This window comes from Halorussus salinisoli, from assembly GCA_005239435.1.
In the GTDB taxonomy this organism is placed as follows: domain Archaea; phylum Halobacteriota; class Halobacteria; order Halobacteriales; family Haladaptataceae; genus Halorussus; species Halorussus salinisoli.
The window spans coordinates 292,449-310,842 of record SZNP01000006.1 but is presented as its reverse complement, the minus strand read 5'-3'; the positions used below and the strand labels follow the sequence as shown (position 1 = coordinate 310,842).

Annotated in this window: 22 protein-coding genes; 10 read left to right on the top strand and 12 right to left on the bottom strand. The window is 64.1% G+C overall.

The window, feature by feature from the left end; translation table 11 throughout:
- Nucleotides 1–105: 105 nt before the first annotated feature.
- The 3 genes from E2484_RS18390 to E2484_RS18380 form a co-directional block, all read right to left on the bottom strand.
- A complete protein-coding gene (locus E2484_RS18390) occupies nucleotides 106–822 on the bottom strand; it encodes a phosphoribosyltransferase family protein (protein ID WP_137286641.1) in 717 nt (238 codons plus the stop codon).
- Nucleotides 823–949: 127 nt separating this feature from the next.
- Nucleotides 950–1,492 carry an orotate phosphoribosyltransferase gene (gene pyrE, locus E2484_RS18385; RefSeq protein ID WP_137286640.1) on the bottom strand — a complete coding sequence of 181 codons (543 nt, stop codon included), beginning with the start codon at nucleotides 1,490–1,492 and terminating at the stop codon, nucleotides 950–952.
- Between the two features lie 108 nt (nucleotides 1,493–1,600).
- Nucleotides 1,601–1,960, bottom strand: a complete 360-nt coding sequence (locus tag E2484_RS18380) for a winged helix-turn-helix transcriptional regulator (protein WP_137286639.1) — start codon at nucleotides 1,958–1,960, stop codon at nucleotides 1,601–1,603.
- Nucleotides 1,961–2,099: 139 nt separating this feature from the next.
- Between E2484_RS18380 and E2484_RS18375 the strand changes: the two genes are divergently transcribed.
- A complete protein-coding gene (locus E2484_RS18375) occupies nucleotides 2,100–2,510 on the top strand; it encodes a DoxX family protein (protein ID WP_137286638.1) in 411 nt (136 codons plus the stop codon).
- Between the two features lie 339 nt (nucleotides 2,511–2,849).
- On the opposite strand, the gene E2484_RS18370 is transcribed toward E2484_RS18375, so the two are convergent.
- Nucleotides 2,850–3,395 carry a CDP-2,3-bis-(O-geranylgeranyl)-sn-glycerol synthase gene (locus E2484_RS18370; RefSeq protein WP_137286637.1) on the bottom strand — a complete coding sequence of 182 codons (546 nt, stop codon included), beginning with the start codon at nucleotides 3,393–3,395 and terminating at the stop codon, nucleotides 2,850–2,852.
- Nucleotides 3,396–3,489: 94 nt separating this feature from the next.
- On the opposite strand from E2484_RS18370, the gene E2484_RS18365 reads away from it, so the two are divergent.
- Together E2484_RS18365 and E2484_RS18360 are read left to right on the top strand one after the other, a co-directional pair.
- Nucleotides 3,490–3,693 (top strand): hypothetical protein, encoded by a 204-nt coding sequence (locus E2484_RS18365; RefSeq protein ID WP_137286636.1) that lies wholly within the window; start codon nucleotides 3,490–3,492, stop codon nucleotides 3,691–3,693.
- A gap of 60 nt (nucleotides 3,694–3,753) precedes the next feature.
- A complete protein-coding gene (locus tag E2484_RS18360) occupies nucleotides 3,754–4,266 on the top strand; it encodes a metal-dependent hydrolase (RefSeq protein WP_137286635.1) in 513 nt (170 codons plus the stop codon).
- A gap of 48 nt (nucleotides 4,267–4,314) precedes the next feature.
- Here the strand turns inward: E2484_RS18360 and E2484_RS18355 are convergent, their stop codons facing one another.
- Nucleotides 4,315–4,860 carry a twin-arginine translocation signal domain-containing protein gene (locus E2484_RS18355; protein ID WP_137286634.1) on the bottom strand — a complete coding sequence of 182 codons (546 nt, stop codon included), beginning with the start codon at nucleotides 4,858–4,860 and terminating at the stop codon, nucleotides 4,315–4,317.
- 36 nt (nucleotides 4,861–4,896) lie between these two features.
- The gene (locus tag E2484_RS18350; protein ID WP_137286633.1) at nucleotides 4,897–5,262 is read right to left on the bottom strand and encodes a hypothetical protein; all 366 of its coding nucleotides are present in this window, start codon (nucleotides 5,260–5,262) and stop codon (nucleotides 4,897–4,899) included.
- Nucleotides 5,263–5,635: 373 nt separating this feature from the next.
- Between E2484_RS18350 and E2484_RS18345 the strand changes: the two genes are divergently transcribed.
- Nucleotides 5,636–6,472: a proline dehydrogenase family protein gene (locus E2484_RS18345; protein ID WP_137286632.1), complete on the top strand. Its 837-nt coding sequence runs from the start codon at nucleotides 5,636–5,638 to the stop codon at nucleotides 6,470–6,472.
- 193 nt (nucleotides 6,473–6,665) lie between these two features.
- Entirely contained in the window at nucleotides 6,666–7,274 is a 609-nt protein-coding gene (locus E2484_RS18340) for a DUF502 domain-containing protein (protein WP_137286631.1), read from the top strand.
- Nucleotides 7,275–7,314: 40 nt separating this feature from the next.
- Here E2484_RS18340 and E2484_RS18335 read toward each other — a convergent pair whose 3' ends face one another.
- Entirely contained in the window at nucleotides 7,315–8,250 is a 936-nt protein-coding gene (locus tag E2484_RS18335; RefSeq protein WP_137286630.1) for a branched-chain amino acid transaminase, read from the bottom strand.
- 100 nt (nucleotides 8,251–8,350) lie between these two features.
- Nucleotides 8,351–9,424, bottom strand: a complete 1,074-nt coding sequence (locus E2484_RS18330) for an ABC transporter ATP-binding protein (protein WP_137286629.1) — start codon at nucleotides 9,422–9,424, stop codon at nucleotides 8,351–8,353.
- A 178-nt stretch (nucleotides 9,425–9,602) separates the two neighbouring features.
- Here E2484_RS18330 and E2484_RS18325 point away from each other — a divergent pair, with 178 nt between their 5' ends.
- The 3 genes from E2484_RS18325 to E2484_RS18315 are packed head-to-tail and all read left to right on the top strand — an operon-like array spanning nucleotide 9,603 to nucleotide 12,582.
- On the top strand, nucleotides 9,603–10,748 hold the full coding sequence (locus E2484_RS18325) for an ABC transporter substrate-binding protein (protein WP_137286628.1): 1,146 nt from the start codon (nucleotides 9,603–9,605) through the stop codon (nucleotides 10,746–10,748).
- Nucleotides 10,749–10,763: 15 nt separating this feature from the next.
- Entirely contained in the window at nucleotides 10,764–11,696 is a 933-nt protein-coding gene (locus E2484_RS18320) for an ABC transporter permease (protein ID WP_137286627.1), read from the top strand.
- Nucleotide 11,697: 1 nt separating this feature from the next.
- Entirely contained in the window at nucleotides 11,698–12,582 is an 885-nt protein-coding gene (locus tag E2484_RS18315; protein ID WP_137286626.1) for an ABC transporter permease, read from the top strand.
- A 40-nt stretch (nucleotides 12,583–12,622) separates the two neighbouring features.
- Here E2484_RS18315 and ribB read toward each other — a convergent pair whose 3' ends face one another.
- Both ribB and E2484_RS18305 read right to left on the bottom strand, forming a co-directional pair.
- On the bottom strand, nucleotides 12,623–13,279 hold the full coding sequence (ribB, locus tag E2484_RS18310; RefSeq protein WP_137286625.1) for a 3,4-dihydroxy-2-butanone-4-phosphate synthase: 657 nt from the start codon (nucleotides 13,277–13,279) through the stop codon (nucleotides 12,623–12,625).
- On the bottom strand, nucleotides 13,276–13,983 hold the full coding sequence (locus E2484_RS18305) for a DUF120 domain-containing protein (protein ID WP_137286624.1): 708 nt from the start codon (nucleotides 13,981–13,983) through the stop codon (nucleotides 13,276–13,278). The genes ribB and E2484_RS18305 overlap by 4 nt, the downstream gene beginning before the upstream one ends.
- 187 nt (nucleotides 13,984–14,170) lie before the next feature.
- Here E2484_RS18305 and E2484_RS18300 point away from each other — a divergent pair, with 187 nt between their 5' ends.
- On the top strand, nucleotides 14,171–14,536 hold the full coding sequence (locus E2484_RS18300) for a cupin domain-containing protein (RefSeq protein ID WP_137286623.1): 366 nt from the start codon (nucleotides 14,171–14,173) through the stop codon (nucleotides 14,534–14,536).
- 3 nt (nucleotides 14,537–14,539) lie between these two features.
- On the opposite strand, the gene twy1 is transcribed toward E2484_RS18300, so the two are convergent.
- Both twy1 and E2484_RS18290 read right to left on the bottom strand, forming a co-directional pair.
- Nucleotides 14,540–15,517, bottom strand: coding sequence for a 4-demethylwyosine synthase TYW1 (gene twy1, locus E2484_RS18295; RefSeq protein WP_137286622.1), 978 nt, complete (start codon nucleotides 15,515–15,517; stop codon nucleotides 14,540–14,542).
- Nucleotides 15,518–15,657: 140 nt separating this feature from the next.
- Nucleotides 15,658–16,605, bottom strand: a complete 948-nt coding sequence (locus E2484_RS18290; protein ID WP_137286621.1) for a zinc-binding dehydrogenase — start codon at nucleotides 16,603–16,605, stop codon at nucleotides 15,658–15,660.
- A 199-nt stretch (nucleotides 16,606–16,804) separates the two neighbouring features.
- Between E2484_RS18290 and E2484_RS18285 the strand changes: the two genes are divergently transcribed.
- The gene (locus E2484_RS18285) at nucleotides 16,805–18,367 is read left to right on the top strand and encodes a Na+/H+ antiporter NhaC family protein (protein ID WP_137286620.1); all 1,563 of its coding nucleotides are present in this window, start codon (nucleotides 16,805–16,807) and stop codon (nucleotides 18,365–18,367) included.
- Nucleotides 18,368–18,394: the final 27 nt, after the last annotated feature.

Genomic DNA, 18,394 nt, shown 5'->3' with positions numbered 1-18,394 from the left:
GAAACTCGGCATTGGTGCACAAATATGCATTGATTCCTCGGTAACAACGGTAGAAGAACGAAAAGATTGCATAGACGTGCGTATCACCGACGCCGAAACCGGCGGTCACTGCTCGTACGTCGTCAGCGCCCCGACCGGAGCGTCGGTTCGGCCCTTCGCGCGGTCCAGACCCTCGTCTCCGGCGGCGATGAGCGCGAACACGCCGCTGACCGTGGCGTCGGCCCGGTCCACGATGTCGAGCAGGAGTTCTTGGGTCTCGCCCGACCGGATGAGGTCGTCCACGACGAGGACGGTCTCGCCCGAACCGATGGCCGAGGCGGGCAGGTAGTAGGTGAGTTCGATGCCCGACTGGAGGCGCTGGCGCGACTCGATGAACTCCTCGACCGCGGTCTCCTTGGACTTCTTGGCGTAGGCGACGCGGGCGTCGAAGTATCCCGCCATCGCCGCGCCGAGGGTGATGCCGTCGGTGGCCGCGGTCAGCACCACGTCGGGTCGGTCGAAGTCGAAGGCCTCGGCCGCGACGGGTGCCACGAGGTCGAGGAACGACTGGTCGAAGACCACGCCGGAGTTGTCCACGTACCCCTCGTCGTCCACCCGAATCCGGGCCTCCAGTTCGGCGGCCAGTTCGTCGCGGCCGACGCCGCCCACGATGTCTCTCGCTCGGTCGACGCTCGGCAGGACGTGTCCGTTGACGTAGCGGTTCAGGTCGCCCGCCGGGAGACCCGTAACCTCGGCGAGTTCGTCGTACGTCCGGGTCTCCTTCAGCATTCGGAGGACGGCGACCGCCTGCAACTGGAGGGTCGCCTTCTCTGCTCGGTTCATATCCCCGTCCGATGTACCCCACGAACTTGAATATCTCGATAGCCGGGTGAGGGGATTTCGGCAGAAGTGCGCAATCGTGGACGTGCCTCGTTGCGTAATCGTGGGCACTCCCGGTCGCGTAACCCGACTACTCGGCGTCGAGCAGTTCGGTCGCGGTCAACAGCGATTCGAGTTCCACGTCGTACTCCGCCAGGTTCTCGGCCGCGCCCTCTTCGCGGTCTACCACGACGAGGACGCGGTTCACGGTCGCGCCCGCGTCGCGCAGGGCTTCCACGGCGTCGGCGGCGCTCTGGCCGGTCGTGGCGATGTCTTCGAGGACGACGACCTCCTCGCCCTCGTCCAGTCTGCCTTCGACGAGGTTGGCCGTGCCGTACTCTTTCTTCTGCTTGCGCGCGATGACGTAGGGGTTCCCGGTCTCGACGCTGGTGACTGCCACGAGCGGGACCCCGCCGAGCGCCACACCCGCGAGTTTCGTCTCGCTTGCGTGCCCGTCGCCACGTTCTAACCGCTCGGCGAACGCCTCCGCGATGAGTTCGAGGCAGTCCGGGTCGGTCTCGAAGAGGTACTTGTCCACGTAGTAGTCGCTGGTGCCGCCGTGGGAGAGCTCGAACTCGCCGTACTCGACCGCCTCTGCCTCCCGGAGCGCCGCGATGAGTTCGTCGTTCGTCATTGTCGAAGAGTCGGGACGGCGGGAGTGATAAGCCGTTTCGTTTGGTGCGGGCCGGTCGGACGTCGCGGGGCAGGTGTCGGTCTGGCGTCGGTCGGTCGAACGCGCAGGTCAGTCGTCGGCCGTCTCCACGTCGAGCCACGCGTCGGCCCACGTCTGGAGCTCCTCGAAGACGGGGCACAACTCGCGGCTCTTCTCGGTCAGACTGTAGTAAGTGGCGATGGGTCTGTCCTCGACTCGCCGGTTCACGAGACCGGCCTCTTCGAGGTCGTCGAGGACGCGCGAGAGCGTCCGGGAACTCGCGCCGGTCGAGCGTTCGAGTTCGTTGAATCGCTTCTCGTCGCTGTCGTACAGGTCGTGGAGGACGACGAGTCGCCACTGCGAGCCGATTTCTTCGATGGCCTCGACAACCGGGCACGCGCCGGAGTTCTTTTCCTCGACAGTGTCAGGCTCCGAATGGATTGACGACATTGGTGATAGCTACTGACTGTATTGTCGCCAAATACACAAATAGGTTCCGATGCGAAGTAGGTTACGTGATGAAACCAACTATCGAAGCTCCAGTGCGGAGTCGTGCGACGATTACCCTTCTCGCGGGGGTGACTGCCTGATGGCGGTCGAAACTATCAGTTCCGTCGCGTTTCTGGTCGGTCGGGTGCTGTTCGGCGGCGTCCTCGCGTTCATGGGCCTCAACCACTTCCTGCAAGCCGACCAGATGGCGGGCTACGCCGAGGCGAAGGGTGCGCCTGCCCCCACGCTCTCGGTGTACGCCTCGGGCGGCCTGCTCGTTCTCGGCGGCGCGTCCATCGTCCTCGGAGTGTTTCCGCTCGTCGGCGCGGCCGCGCTCGTCGCGTTCCTCGTCGTCGCGACGCCGATGTTCCACGACTTCTGGTCGGTCGAGGACCCCGAACGGCAACAGCAGGAGATGACCGACTTCCTGAAGAACGTCGCGCTGGTCGGCGGTGCGCTGGTTCTGCTGGCGGTCAGCGGCGGGTCGTGGCCGTTCGCGCTCGGCACCTGAGCGACCCGGTCGCGTTTCTCGCATGACTATACATTTCTTTAGAAAACAAATATATCCCTTAGACACAGGCAGAAACTCATTAATCCTCGCTACAGTGCTATTTAGTGGTGCGGTCAGGGTTCGCTACAGCAGTTCACCGCGAGCGAACGAGCGCCGGAGGTCCTCCGAGCCTTCGGCGCTTTGCGCCGAGGACGCAGCGAGCGAACGCGCCGGCCGAGGAACCCTCTCGGCCTCGCGCCGTCGGCGCGAGGCTGAGGGGGTGACGACGGCTTTTCGGTCGAGCCTCATAGCGAGCGCAGTCGCCGACGGCGACTGCGCTCGCAAGAAAACGGTCGCTGTTCACCAGGGCTCGTCTTTCAACCCGAGGGCGTAGGCGATGCCGTTCGTCACCAGATGCAGGAGCGGCGTCGCCACGACGACGGCCACCAGCACCGGCACGGTGAACACGTCGCCGAACCAGTTGGGGTCGGCCAGAAACGCCAGCAGCAGCGAGAAGACGACGAAGTCGAGTTGGTCGAGTCCGGGGAACGCCGCGCCGCGCTGGCGACCGGTCCGGCGCTTCAGAAACGAGGCCGCGATGTCGCCGGCCATGGCGCCCGTGGGGAGCGCGACCATCACCGCGAGCGGGAACGTCGGCAGGCCGACCCCGAACAGGTCCGAAGCGGTCGGTTCGACGGCGTTGAGCGCCAGCGCCAGCGCCGCGCCAACGAGGATGCCGACCGCGGTGCCCCGCCACGTCTTGCCGTCGCCGAGGAGTCGTCGCCCGTTCCACGTCCGCCCGCCGTCGATGGGCCGACCGCCGCCCGCCAGCACCGCGGCGTTGTTCGGGACGTACGCGGGCAACATCGCCCACAACGCGATTACGACTATCTCGTAGACACCCATGTGACGACACGCGAACCGACGACCCTTAAGAACCGGAGATTCGCTCTCGCTCGGAGTGTCGAAGTATTAGGTGCGTCGGTCGCGTACCGAACCCGTGGTTCGGGAACTCGAACCGATGGCAGTCCTCGTGGGAACGACCGTCTTCGCCTACTGCCTCTGGCAGTTGGCCTTCGACCCGCTTCACGGGCCGCTACCCGGACGAACGCTCCCCGTCGTCGTCCTCGGAATCGGGGTCGTCGCGGGACTCGGACTGATGGCGTGGGGGTACCATCGACTCGGCGTCCTGCGCTCCTCTTGACCCGCCGGCGACAACTGTTACCCCTCTCTGTGGCGTAGCCCGTGGCGAGTCGTTCGCGCTATGTACCCCACCGGCCACTACGGCGTCGCGCTGATACTCGCCGCCCCGTTCGCGTTCTTCCTGGGTCGGAAGACCGGAACGGTGTTCTCGTCGTTCGTCCTGCTCACCGCCGTCCTCCCGGACCTCGACAAACACCTCCCGGTCGTGACTCACCACGGAGTGACGCACACGTTCCTGTTCGCGGTCGTCGCCGGAATCGCGGTCGGGGCGGTCGGTGCCGCGGCCTTCTGGGCGTACGTCGCCTCGTCGGCGACGTCTCGCTGGTCGAACTTGACCCCGAAGCAGGTGTTCACGTGGGCCACCGCTGGCGCGTTTCTCGGCGTCGCCAGTCACGTCGTCGCCGACGTCCTCGTTCTGCTCCCCGGCACGCAACCGGTGAGTCCGTTCTGGCCGGTCTTCGACCGAAAGCTCTCCGTCGAGGTCGTTCCGCTGGGGGCTCCGGTTCGGAACGCTGTGCTACTGGTCGCGGGATTCGTCGCTCAGACGCTCGCGTTCCGATACGGCCCGGGTTGAGACGGCTTCGAAAAAACGAGCTTTCGGACGCGGATCGACCCGGACTAGTCAGGTTCCGTCGTCGCCCGCCGTCTGGTTCGTCGCCGTCTGGTTCCCCGCGGTCTGATTGCCGCCCTGGGTCGTCGCCTGCTGGACCGGAGTGAACTGCACGCCGACCAGTCCCAGTTCCGCCTCGTCGTCGAACACGAGGTCCTCGTCGAGACCGTCCACGTCGACGTCGAACCCCTGCGTTCCCGTCCCGAACTCGTACGTCTGGCCCTCCTGTAAGTTAGCGTTCTGCGGGACGAACAACATCGCGTACGCACCCTGCGAGTACCGATAGTTGATCACCCGCGTGTCGAGTTGGTTGCCCTGCGCGTCGGTCTGGACGGGTGCCCAGCCGAGAGCGTCGGAAGCGACGGTGAAACGCGCACCGGCGGAGAACTGGCTGTTGAGCATCACGCCCCGAGTGGCGTCGCCGTCCTGAGCCGCGACGCCGCCGAACCCGGAAAGGCTCAGCGCCAGTCCGCCGGAGGCGAGGGCGCTCCCCTTCATGAACGTTCGTCTCGACGATTCCCCGATGAGTCGTTCGAGCGTGTTCGTGTCGTCTGTCATGATGTGTGTCGTAGTGGCCGAAGTCGTTCTGCGACGCTACGCCGGGTTGAACGTGACGTTGACGAAGTTCACCCCGTCGCCGTCCGTCTGCTCCTCGATGTCCTCCCAGTCGCCGCCGAGCGTGTATCGCTGTCCCTCCGACACTTCGGCGTCCTCGTACGGGAACAGGAAGGCGAACTGGTTGGCCGCGCCGACGTACTGGACGATGCGCGTGTTGAACGAGGTGCCGAACTGCCCCTCGCCTGCTCCTTGCGGTGCCCAGTCGAGTGACGGTGTGACGACGACGAACTGCGCTCCCGGCTGGAACTGGTTGTTGAACATGTACCCCTCTCCTCCGGCACCTGCGTCCTGCAGTGCCGTCGCTCCGTCAGAAACGATGTTCGAGTTAGCACTCTCTGTCATGGTAACCTCTCGAATAAACGCTGGTTCGCGAACGATGCGGGTACATCTACGCCGCGCGACGCGGAAAACCACCGCGACCGTTTTCGTCGTAAAAAGTCCGTTACCGCCCGCGTTGCACTCTTGTCGCCTCAGATACGGCATCCGTCGCATCTCTCGTCGGCGTCCTGAACACTCCGAATTAAGCTAAACCTTCGGCGGCAGTCACTCAGCTAGTGGCGACTTTCGAGCAGCCAATTCTCACTTTCGCCCGCCTCCCTTCGCTCTCCCCGCCCACGCACCTGTCGTTCCAAAACGCGGTTTCGCGGTCGAACCGCTCCGCCGACAGTATCTCGGATGCCCACTTTATAAGACGGGCGGATGCAAAGACCCGACCATGATACCTCCCATCGCGAGCAAGTTCGTCGCCGGAGAGTCACCGGCCGAAGCCATCGACCACGCCCGGGAGTTGAACGACCGGAACGTGAAGGCCATCCTGAACCTCCTGGGCGAACACTACGACGCCCGCGGACCCGCCGACGAGGACGCCGAGGCGTACCTCCGACTGGTGGAGGACATCGAGAGCGCGGACGCCGACGCCTGCATCTCGGTCAAGCCCTCGCAGGTCGGTCTCGACGTGGGGGTGGAGGTGTTCCACGAGAACGTCGAGCGCATCGCCGACTACGCCGCCGACCACGACGTGTTCGTCTGGATCGACATGGAGGACCACGACACGACCGACGCCACCCTCGACATCTTCGAGAAACTCGCCCGAAAACACGAAGGCGGGGTCGGCGTCTGCGTGCAGGCGAACCTCAAGCGAACCGACGAGGACCTCGAACGCCTCGCCGACCTCCCCGGGAAGGTCCGACTCGTCAAGGGTGCCTACGACCCGCCCGCAGAGGTCGCACTCAAGGAGAAGTCGGCGGTCAACGCCGCCTACAAGGAGCAGCTCGAGTACATGTTCCAGCAGTTCGACGGGGGTATCGCGGTCGGAAGCCACGACCCGGAGATGATTTCGTACGCCGAGGACCTCCACGACGAGTACGGCACCGACTTCGAGGTGCAGATGCTGATGGGCGTGCGCGAGGACGCCCAGTACGACCTCGCCGAGGAGTACGAGGTCTGGCAGTACGTCCCCTACGGCGACAAGTGGCTCTCGTACTTCTACCGGCGCGCGATGGAGCGCAAGGAGAACCTGCTGTTCGCGCTCCGGGCCGTCGTCGGTCGGTGAGGGCCTTCGGCGGACGTGCGTTCTCGGTCGGTGAGGGCCTTCGGCGGACGTGCGTTCTCGGTCGGTGAGGGCCTTCGGCGGACGTGCGTTCTCGGTCGGTGAGGGTTCTCGCCCCCGCCACGCAAACGCGCTCGCGGCAGCGCTCGTCGGATAACACCTAGTTTATGGACCTGCGGTCGGATACTCCCGACAAATGTCCTCGTGGAAACGGGATGCGGCCAGCGGCCTCATCGTCCTCCTTCCGATACTCGTCACGCTCTACATCGTTCACTGGATGTTCAAGCAGATAGCCAGGATTCCGATTCCGGGCGTGGCGGACCCGGTGTACAGGGTCGTCCTGACTATCGTGGTGTTCACGATGCTCGTCCTCAGCGTCGGCTACATGATGCGGACCGCGGTCGGGTCGCTCGTGGAGGGCGGCATCGACGGCATGATGAATCGACTCCCGGGTCTCCGGGTGGTCTACAACGCCTCGAAGATGGCGGCCGAGACGGCGCTCTCGGACTCGACCGACCTACAGGCCCCGGTCAAACTGGAGACCTGGGAGGGGATGCGTATGACCGCGTTCAAGACGGGCAAGACGACCGAAGACGGCCGCGAACTCCTCTTCCTCCCGACCGCACCGAACATCACCACCGGCTTCGTCGTCGAGGTGGAACCGAGTCGGTTCGAGGAGACCGACGAGAGCGTCGAGGACGCGCTGACCCGCGTCCTCAGTGCCGGATTCGGCGAGACGAGCGAGGCCGGGATTCCCATCGACGTGCAGGACGAAAAAGAGACGCAGTCGCCACCGCCGCAGTGAACCGACCGCGGGTCGGACTACGAACGGTCGGTACGGGTTTCTACTCTTCGACGTACTCGAACCACTCTTCGTAGTCGTCGGTGCGGCGGTTCACCACGTCGAAGAACCGCGACTGAATCTCCTCGGTGACGGGGCCGCGGCCGCCGTTTCCGATTTCGACGTTGTCAACCTGCCGGATGGGCGTGACCTCCGCGGCAGACCCGGTGAAGAACAGTTCGTCGGCGGTGTTGAGTTCGCCGCGCGAGATGGTCGCCTGGTCGTGGACGGTGTAGCCCATCTCCTCGGCCAGGGTGATGACCGAGTCGCGGGTGATGCCGTCGAGGATGCTCTCGGCGAGCCCGGGGGTGAAGAGTTCGCCGTCCTTGACCATGAAGAGGTTCTCGCCCGGCCCTTCGGCGACGTTACCCTCCTTGTTGAGGACGATGGCCTCGGCGAACCCGTTCCGACGCGCCTCCTCGCCTGCGAGCATGCTGTTGACGTACAGGCCGGTGGTCTTGGCGTTGGTCGGAATCTGGCTGGAGGCGTGCTTGCGCCACGACGACACCATCACTTCGACGCCGTTTTCGAGCGCCTCGTCGCCGAGGTACGCGCCCCACGGCCACGCCGCGATGGCGGTTCGAGTCGGGCAGTCGCCCGGACTCACGCCGAGACTCTCGTAGCCGTAGAACGCGATGGGTCGGACGTAGCACGACGCCAGGTCCTGTTCGCGGATGAGTCGCTTGGTGGCCTCGGTGAGTTCCTCGGGTTCGTGGTCGATTTCGAGGTCGTAGGGCTTGCAGGAGTCGTACAGTCGCTCCAGGTGCTCTTCCCACCGGAAGATCGCCGGTCCGTTCTCGGTGTCGTAACAGCGGACGCCCTCGAAGACGCCGCTTCCGTAGTGCAGGCCGTGCGTGAGGACGTGAATCTGTGCCTCGTCCCAGTCGACGAACTCGCCGTCCATCCAGATCGTGTCCACGTCCATCTCGTCGAAGCTCATACGTGCAGTACAATCGAAGGCCTCCTTTAAGAGTCTTCACGGTTCGTCACGGACGATTACCGGAATCGAGACGGAGGTGACCGGCGGCCACACTACGCCACTACTTCTCGAAGACGACCGGTGCGTCGTCATCGATGGCGAACGCCGCGCGCTCGCCCGGCGAGACGGGACTGTTGCGGCCCTGCATGACGACCTGCACGTCCGAGAGACCGTCGGCCCCCGCGTCCACGACGTAGTTGGTCTGGTCGCCCTGGAAGTAGCGTTCGATCACTTCGCCCTCGAACGTCGCGTCGCCGTTCTCGGCGAGTCGGAAGTCCTCCGGCCGGATGGAGACTGTCACGTCGCCGTCGTTCACGCTCTCGGCGGCGGTGAACGAGAAGCCCGCTTCGCCGCCGATTTCGACGGTGGTCTGTCCGTTCTGCCCGGTCGCCCGGCCGTCGAGCAGGTTGGTGTCGCCGATGAAGTCCGCGACGAACTCGCTGGCGGGTTCCCGATATATCTCCTCGGGCGTGCCGACCTGTTCGATGCGACCCTCGTTCATGACGGCGAGGCGGTCCGAGAGGGTCATGGCGACCTCCTGGTCGTGAGTGACGTAGAAGAAGGCGCCCTGCGTCTTCTCGTGGATCTCGCGCAGTTCGACCTGCATCTGCTTGCGGAGTTTGCGGTCGAGACTCGACAGGGGTTCGTCGAACAGCAGGACGCTGGGCTCGTTGACCAGAGCCCGCGCGAGAGCGACCCGCTGTTGCTGACCGCCGGAGAGGTCGTCGGGGTTGCGGTCCTCGTAGCCGTCGAGGTCGACGAGTTCGAGGTACTCCGTGACGTACTGCTCGCGCCTGGACTTCTCGACGCCGGATTTTTCGAGACCGTAAGCGACGTTCTCGCCGACGGTCATGTGCGGGAACAACGAGTGATGCTGGAAGACGAGGTTGGTGTCTCGGGCGTCCGGCGGCACGCCCGCCATGTCTCGTCCGTCGATGTGGACCGACCCCCTCGTCGGGGTCTCGAACCCGCTTATCATCCGGAGCGTGGTCGTCTTGCCACACCCCGACGGCCCGACCAGCGAGAAGAACTCGCCTTCGTTCACCAGCAGGTCTACCTCCTCGACGGCGGTCACGTCGCCGAACTCTTTGCGAACACCGTCGAGGTGTATCAGCCCATCGACACTCGTTGCCATACCTCACCGTAGCACACTACTCCGCATAAACTGTTTCGGAACGGTCAGCCATTACGGTAAGTATTCTACAAGAACTGAGGGAAATTTTCATATTTCCTCCAAACTGCCGGCGTAATGTCATCAAAATGTATGGATTTGTGGGTAAGAACTAAGGTGCGGCTCTATGTGGTGATATGGCATGCCCAAGAGCTGGGACGGCAGCAGTGGCGAATCGGAGACGACGAACGGACGCGGCAGCGACCGCCGGACGTTCCTCAAGGCGACGGGTGCCGCAGGTGCCCTCGGGATGACCGCGGGGTGTATCGGGGGCTTCGGCGGCGGTAGTGGCGGTACCGCCACCATCAACATCCTGACGTGGGAGGAGTACGCCGACCTCAAGGAGGACATCGAGAGTCGCCTCGACGTGAACGTCAAGTTCACGAAGTCCACCTCGTCGTCCAAGATGTTCTCGTCGTGGAACTCGGGTCAGAACGAGCAGTACGACATCGCGGTCCCCAACAACAACTACGTCCCGAAGATGATAGACGCCGGTCTCGTGGACTCGGTGCCCGAGGACGTGGTCTCGAACTACAGCGACACCTACGACGTGTTCAAGGGATTCGCCGACAACCAGTTCACCGACGGCGGGAACATGTACGGCGTCCCGATTCGGTTCGGCTGGTACGGCTACTCCTACGACTCCCGGGAAGTCGAGGACCACGAACCTACCTACGCGAAACTGTTCTCCGACGAGTACGAGGGCAACATCGTCATGTACGACAACCACTTCAAAGCCATGAGCGCCGCGGCGCTGTATCTGGGTTACCGCGACGCGTTCGAGGGCGAGAAGGTGACGCTCTCTGACGACCAGATCGCCGAGGTCAAGCAGACGATGATGGACCAAAAGCCCCTGCTTCAGGGGTACATCGCGGCCGACCCGACCTACATCAAGTCGCTCAAACAGGGCAACTTCGTCATCGGCCAGTCCGGCCGGAACGAGATCGTCGAGATGTGGGACAACGGCACCGACTGGCCCGAGATGGCCGCACCGAAAGAGGGGTCGCTGGCGTGGTTCGAGTCGGCCGTCGTCTCGAAGGAGTCCCAGAACAAGGAGATGGCGTGGAAGGTCGTCAACGAGTTTATCGCCCCCGAACTCGGCGCGAAGCTCGGTAAGGTCGGCTACTCGCCGAGTTGTAACCCCAGTACTCAGGAACACCTCACCGACGAGGAGAACGAGATGTACGGCTCGGTCGACCCCTCGCGCCTCGAGGAGATGATCCCGTTCAAGGCCGTCGAGAACGAGGATGCCTGGATCAAGGCGTGGGAAGAGATCAAGACCGCGTAATCGGCTTTCGCTCTCATGTCTGTAGACTCACCCCGCCGGTCGGAGACGCTCCGCGAGCGGTTCGTCGGCGCGTTCGCCTCGCGCCAGACGCGGCTGTCGATAACCGCCGGACCGGGGCTCGTTTGGTTAGTTCTGCTGTTGCTCGCACCGCTCACGTTCATGGTGACGGTCAGTTTCCTGAACGTCAACGACGCCTACCAGATCGTGTGGCAACCGACGCTGGACAACTACTCCCAGCTGGGTACCGGCGACGGCGCGTTCTGGAACAGTTCGTTCTTCCAGTCGCTGTTCCTATCGTACGCCATCGCGGCGGTGACGACCGTGCTGTGTCTGGTGCTCGCGTTCCCGCTCGCGTACCTGCTCGCGCGACGTGGCGGCCGGACGTTCAAGGTCGTCATCTTCCTCGTGCTGCTGCCGTTCTTCACGATGTACCTCGTGCGGGCCTACTCGTGGTACCTCATGTTTGGACAGAACGGCGTCCTCAACAGCGCCCTGATGCGTGTCGGACTAGTGAGCGAACCGGTCGGCCTGCTCAACTACGGCGTTCCGGCCATCGTCGTCGGCCTGACTCACGCCTACTTCCCGTACATGCTGCTGTCGCTGTACGCCAGCCTCGAAGGGCTGGACTTCTCGCTGGTCGAGGCCGCGCGCGACCTCGGTGCGAGCCGATTCGACGCGCTGAAAGACGTCATCCTCCCGCTGGTCCTGCCGGGCATGATAAGCGGGAGCCTGTTCGTGTTCGTTCCGAGTCTGGGCGCGTTCATCACGCCGCAGTTCCTCGGTCAGGGGAAAGTGCTGATGGTCGGGCAACTCATCGAGGAGCGAATCAACTCGCTGTACGCGATCGGATTCGGGAGCGCGGCGTCGATGTTCATCGTCGTGAGCATCGTCATCGCGTTCGCACTCTCGTTCCGGTACGTCAGCATCGAAGACATCGGAGGTGCCTGAGATGGCGACCGAAACCGGCACCTCGACCGAGGACGCCCGGGAGACCACTCGTCCGTCGAGTCTACTGGGCCACGAGCGCACGGAGTGGCTGTTGAACCGCGGTCTCTGGTTCGTCGCGGGCGCGCTGCTGGTGTTCCTCTGGATTCCGCTGCTCGTGATGATGTTCCTCTCGTTCGCGGTGAACGCCAGCACGTTCTTCCCGTTCGAGGGGCTCACGCTGGCTCACTACACCGCGACGTTCGCGGACGGGACCCTGATGTCCGCGCTCTGGAACAGCATCCAGATAGCCACGCTGTCGGCGTGTCTCGCCACGGTGTTCGGCGTGCTGGCGAGTTTCGCGCTGGCCCGGTACGACTTCCCCTTCAAGGAACTCTACCGGACGTTCGGCATCCTGCCGATGGTGATTCCGGGCGTAGTGATGGGCATCGCGCTGCTCATCTACTTCCGGACCCTGCTCGGGATAACTCCCGGGTTCCTGACGGTGGTACTGACCCATAGCGTCTACGGGTTCCCGTTCGTGCTGTTGATGGTCACGTCGAGACTCTACACGTTCGACGAGTCGCTGGAGGAGGCGGCCCGTGACCTCGGGGCCGACCCGCTGACCGTGTTCCGGGACGTCACGCTCCCTATCGTGGCACCGGCCATCGGCGCCGGCTTCCTGTTCGCGTGGATTCGGTCGTTCGAGGACTTCATCCGGGTCTACTTCGTGAAGGGAACGATGGACGTGCTGACCACCTCGATGTTCTCGATGATAAAGTACGGAACCGCCCCGAAGATGAACGCCATCTCGTCGTTCATCGTCTTCGTCATCGCCGTCGTGCTGGCGATAGCGATGAACGTCGGCAACGTGGCCGGGATGGTGGCCGGGACGGAAGACGACTCCTGACCGACGACCACCTCCCACGTCCGCCGAGCTTTCTTCGTCCCTACCCGAGTCGGTCGATAATCGCCGAGCCTTCCACGTACGCGAGTCCGTGGCGCTCGGCGTAGGCCTTCGCGTCTTCGGGCGAGAGCGCACCGCCGGTCTCGCCGTCGAGCATCTCGCAGACGACGACCGCTGGTTCCCGACCTGCGGCCGCGGCCAGTACGATTCCGAGTTCGGTGTGTCCCTCGCGGTCGGCCAGCAGGTCCGGAGCGGCCCGGAGCAGGTGGACGTGGCCCGGCGCGCGGAACTCCTCGGAGAAGTTCACGTTCTCCGGACTCGCCGCCGCTCGGGCGAGTTCGGTAATCGTCGTCGCTCGGTCCTCGTCGGTGATACCGGTGTACGTATCGCGGTGATTCACCGGGAGCGAGAACGACGAGCGTTCGTCGTAGCCGAGTTCGTGGTCGGCGCTCGCAGGGTGGTCCAGCGCCTCCTCCAGGAAGGGCAGTCCGAACGCGTCGGCCACCTCGTCGGCGAGCGCGACGCAGACGAGTCCTCCGGCGTCGTTGCGCATCCGCGCCACGTCCTCCGGAGTGACCGCGCCCGCGGGGTAGACGAGGTCGGTCTCGCCCTCGCGGTCGGCGGCGTCGTGGACGAGGACCGGCGTCCCCTCGCGGAACGCTTCGATGGCGGCCTCGACGCCCGCGGCGGCCTGACTCATGCTCGCTCCTCGACGTGGACGGTCACGTGGTCGCCGTCTTCGAGTTCGAGCGTCTCCCTGAGTTTTTCGGGAGCGATGACCTCCAACTGGTCCTCGTCGTGGTGGGTGCGCTCGGGCGCGATGGTGTGGGCCTTCTCGTATACGTCGCCGTCCTGCGTTTCGACCACGGCGGGATAGCAGACCGCCGGACCGTAGGTTCGTTCGTCGTCCTCCCAGCCGTCGATCGGAACGGGGTCCAGCGCCTCCATCGCCGACCGGGCGCGGATGCTCTCGTCGGTGAGTTCGACGTTCAGCGTGCCGAGAAACGGCTCGTATCCCAATCGCTCCTCGAACTGCTCCATGTAGCCCGGCAGGGAGATGTAGTGGCGACCCTCGCCCATTCCGCTGGTGACCGTCCCCGTGAGGTCCACGCCCGCAGGGGTCTCGAAGATACGCCGGTAGTCTTCGTACTCGCGCTTGAGCGACCACTCGCCGTCCTCCGTGATGGAAATCCACTGCCCGTCGCTGACCATCTCGCGCTCCACGAGACCGGCGTCGTCCAACCCCTGGAGTCGCCGCGAAGCCGTCTGGTTGGAGGCGTCGAGTCGCTCGGCGAGACCTGAACACGAGACCTTGACCTCGCCCTCCAACCCACCGTCGAGTGCGAGAAGCTTGAGCGCCGCGAGTTCGTCGTATCCGACTGCGCGCGGCCGTGTCGCTGACATACGTGACACTCCGGCCGCTCTGGGTTTAAGCATAACGGATGCGGTACGGTTCTCAGAAATGGAACGGTATGCGAAGGAGCGACAGGGTGGGTCGGTCGGGGATATCGAAGTGGGAGTCGCCGACACCTATTCTTTTCCCTCGATTCGCGGCCACAGTCCTATCCCCGTCGCGCACTACGGAAAACACATGGAGAAAGTAACTCTCGACGCGGCGTTCGGCTCGTTCGACGAACACTGGTCGCCGCGCCTCGCGGCCGAACTGAACGGGCAGGCGGTCAAACTCGCCAAACTCGACGGCGAGTTCGTCTGGCACCACCACGACGACGCCGACGAACTCTTTTTGGTCCGGAGCGGGCGACTCCGCGTCGAGTTCCGCGACGACGAGGACGTGACGCTGGAGGAGGGCGAGTTGCTGGTCGTCCCGGCGGGCGTCGAACACCGACCGGTCGCCGACGACGGCGAGGTCGAGGTGCTGTTGTTCGAACCGACCGAGACGAAGAACACGGGGAACGTCGAGAGCGAAGAGACCGAAGAGGAACTGGAGCGAATCTGAGAGTCAGTCTCCGGTCACGGGGTCCCGATTCCAGAACTCGCTCCCCTTCTTCAACTTCGGCACCCACGTATCGTCGGTCTTCGACAGGAGCGCGACCCGCGAGACCGGTACTTCCTTCAGGTGCTCGTGGTCGGGCATGTGCGCCTGAATCTTCTCCGCGAACTCCACTACGTCCTCGTGGTCCAGCATCGACTCTCGGGCCACTCGGTCGCGGGACTCGCCGACGTGCATGTATGACTTGAGTTCCACGAAGTCGGGGTCGGCACGCCGGTAGAACCCGGCGTACCAGTCGGGATGGTGGACGTTCTCCCCGCCGACGAGGGTCGTCCGGAGGACGGTCCGAGTCTCGTCTTTTGCGGCCAGCACGTCCATCGTCTCGACCAACTTCTCCCAGGCGTCGTCCTCCATCGCCTTCACCACCTCGTCGAAGGTGTGGCGCTCGGCGGCGTCCACGCTGACGTAGAGTTGCGTCGGGTTACACTCCCGAAGCACGTCGGGCCGGGTACCGTTGGAGACGAGGAACGTGGTGATGTCGCGGTCGTGGAACGCCTCGATGAGTTCGGGCAGATAGGGATAGAGCGTGGGTTCGCCGTCGAGACTGATGGCGACGTGACGGGGCTCCATCGACTCCTCGAAGCGCTCGCGGGGCACGTCGTCGTTCCCGCCGAACCCGGACAGAAGCTTCTGCTGGAGTTCGATGCTGGCGTCCACGACCGCCTCTGGGTCGTCCCACTCCACGTCTCCCAGTTCGTACGCGTGGCCCGCGTGGTCCCGCCAGCAGAAGACGCACCGCTCGTTGCACTTCACCACGGGCGTCATCTGGATGCACCTGTGCGATTCGATGCCGTAGAACGCGTATTTATAACAGCGACCCTCGCCTCTGAGAGCATTAGCCGTCCACCCACAGGTTTGGGCGGCGGTGTGGTTCTCGCTGTGGTAGTCTGGGCTGTCTACCTGTTTGGGACCGTCCGATTCACTCATTGGAGGACAGATAGCGTCCAAGGGTAAAACGTTCTTTCCTCTGGGCACGTCGCTCACTGGGCCAACGCTCGGAGTCCCCGCGAGCGGTAGTGCGGAGAGATAGCTCTACTTCGTCGTCTGCCGGAGGGATTCAACACCCACTACTCGCCGGAGATGTCCAACACCACCTTCCCCGTGAGTCCGCCCGACTCGACCATCTCGTGCGCTTTTGCGACCTCCTCCAGCGGTAGCACGGAGTCGATGACGGGTTCGAGTTGGCCGCGCTCGGCCAACCGCCGGAGCGCGTCGAGCGGTCGGCGGTCGCGTTCGAGAAACAGCATGTGAACGTCCAGATTCTTCTGGTAGGCCGACCCCCACTCGCCCTCGGGTTCCAGAATCGTGACCATCCGACCGTGAGGTTTCACGACGCCGGTACTCTCCGCCAGCGTCTCTCCGCCGACGGTGTCGAAGACGAGATCCACCGGCTCGTCGAACTCCGACTCGATTACGTCCGCGAACTCCTCGGACTCGTAGTCGATGGCACGCGTTGCACCGATGTCTTCGGTCTGTTCGACCGTCTCGGGGCTCGCCGTTGCGACGACCTGCGCGCCGCTCGCGGATGCTATCTGGACGGCGTGTGCGCCGACGCCGCCAGCGCCGTGAACCAGCACCGTTTCACCGGCCTCGACCTCCCCACGGGTGACGATGGCCTCCCAAGCGGTTGCGGCCGCGAGCGGGAGTGCCGCGGCCTCGGTGTGCGAGAGGTTCTCGGGCTTCCGGGCGACTATCGACTCGTCGGCAGTGTGATACTCGGCGTAGCTCCCCTCCTCGCCGAAGATTTCGGGCGTGTAGAACACCTCGTCGCCTTCGGCGAAGTCCGTGACTTCCTCGCCGACGGCTTCCACGACGCCCGAAACGTCGTACCCGATGACCGTCGGCGGAGAGATACCCGCCCACGACCCGGCCTGTCGAATCTTGGTATCGACGGGATTGATCGACGACGCGTGAACGCGGACGAGAAGTTCGGACGCTCCCGGCGTCGGCTTCTCTACGTCGCGCTGTTCGAAGACTTCTGTCCCCCCGAAGTCGGTGATGACCATCGCTTTCATACCGAACGCAACGACCCGCTTCGGAGTATAGATTGTGCCCGACCACCGTCGGGGACGCGTCTCGCTTCACCCGTCCCGAAAGACGGCCTGAATTAGAATCATCTCCTATAATATGTGGGATTACCCGACAATAGCAACACCATAAGCGGATAAAATTGAACAAGGTTTAACCCCCCTGCTGAGGAATTGCCATCGCGTAATGGCTTCCGAAACGTACGGTATCATCAGTCTGCTGCCAGCACTGTTCGCAATCGTGCTGACGCTCGTGAGCAGACAGGTGTTACTCTCGCTGTTCGCAGGCATCTGGATAGGTGCGACCATCTTGGTGGGTTGGAATCCGGTCACCGGGGCGGCACACTCCCTCCAGTTGGTCATCGACAACATCACCGCGTCGTTCAACAGCAAACTCCTGCTGTTCACGTTCCTCTCCGGAGCGATGCTCGGGATGATATTCCTCTCGGGGGGAATGAACGCCCTCGCAAAGCGCATCATCTCTCGCATTCGGACGCGACGTCAGGCCGAACTCGGAACGAGTATCCTCGGGATGCTCATCTTCGTCGACTCCTACGCGAGCACGATGATAACCGGGTCGGTGATGCGGCCGATTACCGACCAGTTCGACATCAGTCGGGAGAAACTCGCGTACCTGCTCGACTCCACCACGTCGCCCGTCGTCAGCATCGCCGTCGTCTCGACGTGGGTCGGGTTCGAGGTCGGACTCATCAGGGAGCAGTTCGATGCGCTCGGCATCGACCAGAGCGCATTCGTGGTATTCCTCCAGAGTATTCCGTTCCGGTTCTACAGTCTCCTCGCGGTCGCACTCGTCTTCATCGTCGTCACTACCGGATGGAGCTTCGGCCCGATGAAGCGCGCGGAGAAACGGGCCCAGGAGACGGGGAAGGTCCTCCGCGACGACGCGGACCCGCTGCTGGAGACCCGCGAGGAAGACATCGTCACCCCCGACCACGTCGACTCGCGGTGGTGGTACTTCGCGGCCCCGATAGTCGTCCTCGTGGCCGTCACGGGTCTCGGACTCCTCACCTCCGGCGGGTGGCCGGGCGTTGCTCCGGTCGAGGCGCTGAAGGACGCCGCGACCGCCGACGCCATCCTCTGGGGCGTCTTCTCGGCCTGCGCCCTGCTACTCGCCATCCTCGTCGGACACGCGCGGGTGGAGTTAGAGGACATCAGCGACTCCATCTTCGAGGGGTTCAAGATGGTGATGTTCCCGGTCGCCATCCTCTCGCTGGCGTGGACCATCGGTTCGGTCAGCGAGGCGCTCGGCGTCGGTCCCTACGTCGTCTCCATCGCGCAGGGCGTCATCACTGCCGAACTCCTCCCCGCGGTCGTGTTCCTCGCGGCCGCTATCATCTCGTTCAGCATCGGCACCTCGTGGGGGACGATGGGCATCATGTTCCCCGTGGCCGTACCCCTCGCGTTCAACCTCGGGGCACCGCTTGCGGGAGCGATCGGCGCTATCCTCACCGGGTCGCTGTTCGGCGACCACTGTTCGCCCATCAGTGACACGACGGTGCTGTCGTCGATGTTCGCCGGGGCGGACCACGTCGACCACGTGAACACCCAGATTCCGTACGCCGTCCTCTGTGGTACCGTCGCGACCGGACTGTTCCTCGCGAGTGGGTACGGCGTGTCGCCGCTTCCGCTTGTCGCAGTGGGCGTCGTCGCACTCGTCGCCGCCGCGTACGGCCTGTCCGAACACACGACGGTCACGATGCCGCGCGTCTTCGGGTCGGACGCGGACTGACGAAGACGACCGCCTTTTCCTTCGCTA